The sequence below is a fragment of the Campylobacter sp. BCW_6873 genome (assembly GCF_001762365.1).
GTDB classification, from domain to species: Bacteria; Campylobacterota; Campylobacteria; order Campylobacterales; family Campylobacteraceae; genus Campylobacter_D; species Campylobacter_D jejuni.
Genome location: NZ_MJWS01000109.1, coordinates 6,504 through 10,906 on the forward strand (window position 1 = coordinate 6,504; position 4,403 = coordinate 10,906).

Genomic DNA, 4,403 nt, shown 5'->3' on the forward strand with positions numbered 1-4,403 from the left:
AGCAAGGGCATTTTTATACCTACCCTAAAGCAAAGAATGCCTATAAATTGGAGATTTATAGTATTTTTAGAATGAAATTTATTTTTCTCAAAAAAAGGGTGTTAAAAAATTTTATACCTACCATACATTAACTTCGTTAATAATATTGCCATTTTTATACCTAACCTAAAGTATTTTTCACCCTTGAAATAGAAAAGTCTTCTTCTCGCCCTTTATCACCTCATTTATTCCCCCTTCTTTATCCGCTACATTTCATTGAATAATTTTCATCATTTATCACCCCCTTTATACCCCATCTCCCATTCCTCCCTATCTTGCATTCTACGCATTCAAATCTCATCTTAACGCTATCCTTAACACAAATCCTTATAGCCTTTATACTCATTCTTTCTCTCATTTATCACCTCATTTATTCCCTCATTTATTGCCTTATTTATCACCTCATTCTTTCTCATTTACTCCCTATTTTTGCCACTTTTTAAACATATTTCTAGCATAAACTTTCCCTAATATATAAAAATACTCATTTCATACCCAAGTTAAATAAAAATACGGTATAATTTCATAAAGCACTAAAACCACAGAAGAAAACTTATGTCTAAAACTAATACACGCCCAAGCGAAAAAACAAAATGCACAAAGCCATAGAAACTTGGTTTACCAAAATATACCTAAACAAAATAATCCACAAAGAGAAAAACGACAAATTATTTGTCAATATAACTAGCTGTCTAGCATTCATACTCTCAATCTATGGCAAAACAGATGAAAACAAAAGCAAAATGACACCTGCTGTTATGGCTTATATCAAAAAAACAAAAAACACTTTTATTGCCAAACTAAAAAGAGTTAAAAACCATGAGAGCATTATCGATTTACAAGCCAAATACCCAAAGCTTGATATAGTTTCAGCCTATCAGTTTCTAACACTCAAAGACAAATTCAAAATCACCAAATCAGAAATCCAAGATTTTGAAACACTAATCGATATTCTTTCAAAAAACACCCAAAAATCAAAAAAATAACCCTAAAACGATAAAAACCATTAAAAAAATCATTTTGCCTTTTAAAGGCTAATTCTGTCATTTTAAACCCTATATCCATTCAAGATACCCACTTGCAATCAAAAAAACACAAAAAAACCTACAAAAATCGCAACACAAAACAAAAACCACAGTCTATTTCAAAACTGCAAAGCATTTTTGAAAATTCGCAAGAACTTCTAAAATAAGCCCTTGATCTCATATTATCGCTATAAATCAAGCACAATCAAAAACACACGCCATGAAGAAAATTTTGTAGTTTTTAGCTCTAAAGTCTATTTTTGCCAAAAATCTTACACAATAACTCGATTATCAATAATGCTTAAAAACCTACAAAATAGATATTTTAAAAGCTTTTTACAAATCACAAAATGTCGGTAAAACATTAGCATAATTTGCCTACAACAATAAGATTTAAACGCCTATATTTAGGCTATATTATTGCATTATGCCCATTGGCTCAACTTTTTACATTTTTTTCAAAAAAAGCAAAAGAACCTAAAAATAAGGGTTTTAACATAGATAAGCCATGAATATTGATATTTTACTTTTTTATTACACTTTTTAGTATATTTTTTTCAACAATAAAAATTAAATTAATATTAAAAACCCTATAAAATAGTATTTTAAACAAACTCTTTTTTGTAGTTAAGTTGTAATAAAGTTACACTCAAGTTATAGTAAAAATAACATTAACTACATATTAACTACACTTTTACTTCAAAAAACATGCAAATTTTCACATTTTTGTAGTTAAAGTGTAGTGAAAGTGTAATAAAGTTGAACTCAAATTGTAGTTAAGTTGAAAATAATTGTAATAAAGTTGAATTCAAGTTGTAGTTAAGTTGTAGTTAAGTTGTAAATAAAATGCAGTTTATCAAGTAGCGTTTTTTTGCACTCAAGTTGTAGTTATGTTGTAGTAAAAGTGTAGTTAAGTTGAAATAAAAATTTACATAAACATAAACTATACTTGAAGTAAAGTTGTATTAATGTGTATCACATATTGAAATAAAATTACATATTGCTTGAAAACAACTTGTAATATATGTATTTTATTTAGTTGATTTGTAATTAACTCGCAACAACTTATATTTTAACTCCAACAGGAAAAGTAATAGGCACTCCTATTGAAGGAGCGGTTGATTCTGACATACTTTTTGGACTATTGAAAGGTTTAGAAGATTATAAGAAAGGACAATTAGGTTTTTAGCGTGGAAAAAAACATAGAAAAATTAATTTTAGAAGCCTATGAAGATAGTAAAACTAAATTTGACCATGTTACTACAGGACATATCAGTCAATATTTGAAAAGAAAATATGATTTAAAAATCAATTGTAGTAAGGCATTAATAGAAGCAGGTTTTGATCTTGAAAAAGATGAAAACGAACCTTCTTTAGTTTATGTTAAAAAAGCTACCACAAGAAACAAGACTTCAAATCGTGATCAAATTCAAAACAAAGTTGAAGAGAAACCTTTGTTGTTTCAATTTGCCTATTTTCCAAATTTTCTAAATACACTCCAAGAGCTTTCTAATATAGCTCAAAAAGAATTTTGGGGAAACGGAAATAATATTTTATTTTCTTATCTATTTAAATATTTTGAGTTCATTTATGAAAATAAAAGCTATCCTGATATTATTACTTATAATAAAGACAAAACAAAGGCATGTTTCAATATAGGTTTGTATAGTACAGGTGTTTTTCCAATATTTGCATACTTTGAAATTCAAGAAAACGGAGGATATGTTTTTAGAAAATTTTGTTCTAATGGAGATAGAGTTTTAGATGATTTAGAAATACCTAAATCTTTAAGCGATTATGATACATTCAAAAATGAAATCATTTTTGACAGTAAATTGGATTTTAGGGTAAATCATTTGCATCTTTTTGAGAGAAAAGAGCGATTACCTGAAATTGTGAAAAAACTAAATGATAGGTTCATAGGATACATTATTAATGGTGAATTGAAAATTATCAAAGATAATTATAATCTTCAAAAGATGATTATTCCTGCAGCTTATAAGCAAAGAGTAGTTTTATACATTCCTTTGAAACTTCAAGAAGAATCAGTTGATACGATAGTTGTAGTTGAAAAAGAGGAAGTTAAAAACGAACAGTATTACGCTGTGAGAACTATACTAAATCCGCATGATAATATTTACAAAACCGCAAGAGTTCTTTCGATAGTTGAATCTGAATGGGTAAAAAACACCATTTGAAAGTGAAAACATTGATAAAATAGGCTTTTTAGATAAGTCTATTTTATCATGTAATTTTATTTCCAAAAAAAGAAATGGAAAGAAAGCTTGAAAAAAGTACTTACAAGTGTGAATAATAATATTTTTTATAAAAATTTGATATGATTTAAGAATATTAATCCAATATTAGAGAAATTCATGCCAACAGAACAGACCGATCTTGAATATTTGTTTTCTAAAGAAAGATTAGAATCTTATAATAATATTTACGAACATTTTGATAATTTAAAAATGATTGCAAGCATAACAACAAAAATAGCAATACTTGAACTAGTATTAAGAAATTTACTAGATAAACATATGAAAGAAAAAGATTTAGAATGGTTAAGAAATTATAACGAAGAAAACATCAAACAAAAAATAATTAAATTGCAAAACAAAGAAATATTAGATAACAATCAACTCATTTCAAGAATTTCTTTAGGAGATGTAATATTTATAATTAAGCTAGAACACTTAGAGGCAAAAATAATTAATTCTTCTAATATAAATTTTAAAAAATATTATGCACACAACAAAGAATATTACTTTCACTATGTAAATAATAAAAAATATAAAAATAGTTTTAGCAATATAGAAAAAGCAAATATTGTTCTTAACCTTTTACTCACAATCAGAAATAGAAGTTTTCATTGGGAAAATTTATATAAAACAAAAATAACAAATCAAAAGGCTTTAGCTCCTAAATCACATAATACCTTTATAGGCGTTATGCCAAATAAAATCAATGCTTTTTTAAGTGATTTAATAGAGAGTTTTGAAAAAGATTTAAATAGCTACTTAAAATAATATTTAAGATGGGCGATCTCGATCCGCCCTTATAATGATTTTAAATTATATCATACAATAAAAAAATTGTCAATTTAGTTTATATTTAGTATTGCTCTAAAATGTTGATTGTATAATAACATAATATTTAGATTTTCGTTTTAAAGGAGTGCAAATGAGTGATACTATTATTTTAGGTATTTTATTAGAGAAGTACAATAATGCTAAATATAAAAAAGTCGGAAACTGTATTAAACTTCGTTATCAATATCACGATGTAAATGTGAATTTATATTTTGATGGTTATGATAAAAATTATCCTTCAACTTCTATA

Annotated in this window: 3 protein-coding genes; all 3 read left to right on the forward strand. The window is 26.3% G+C overall.

What is annotated here, in order from left to right; translation table 11 throughout:
- The first annotated feature begins 632 nt into the window (after positions 1 to 632).
- The 3 genes from AJ932_RS09870 (at position 633) to AJ932_RS09880 (ending at position 4,090) form a co-directional block, all read left to right on the forward strand.
- Entirely contained in the window at positions 633 to 1,025 is a 393-nt protein-coding gene (locus AJ932_RS09870) for a hypothetical protein (protein WP_032603318.1), read from the forward strand.
- A gap of 1,229 nt (positions 1,026 to 2,254) precedes the next feature.
- On the forward strand, positions 2,255 to 3,262 hold the full coding sequence (locus tag AJ932_RS09875) for a DUF3825 domain-containing protein (protein ID WP_070278825.1): 1,008 nt from the start codon (positions 2,255 to 2,257) through the stop codon (positions 3,260 to 3,262).
- 177 nt (positions 3,263 to 3,439) lie between these two features.
- The gene (locus AJ932_RS09880; protein WP_070278827.1) at positions 3,440 to 4,090 is read left to right on the forward strand and encodes a hypothetical protein; all 651 of its coding nucleotides are present in this window, start codon (positions 3,440 to 3,442) and stop codon (positions 4,088 to 4,090) included.
- Positions 4,091 to 4,403 lie beyond the last annotated feature (313 nt).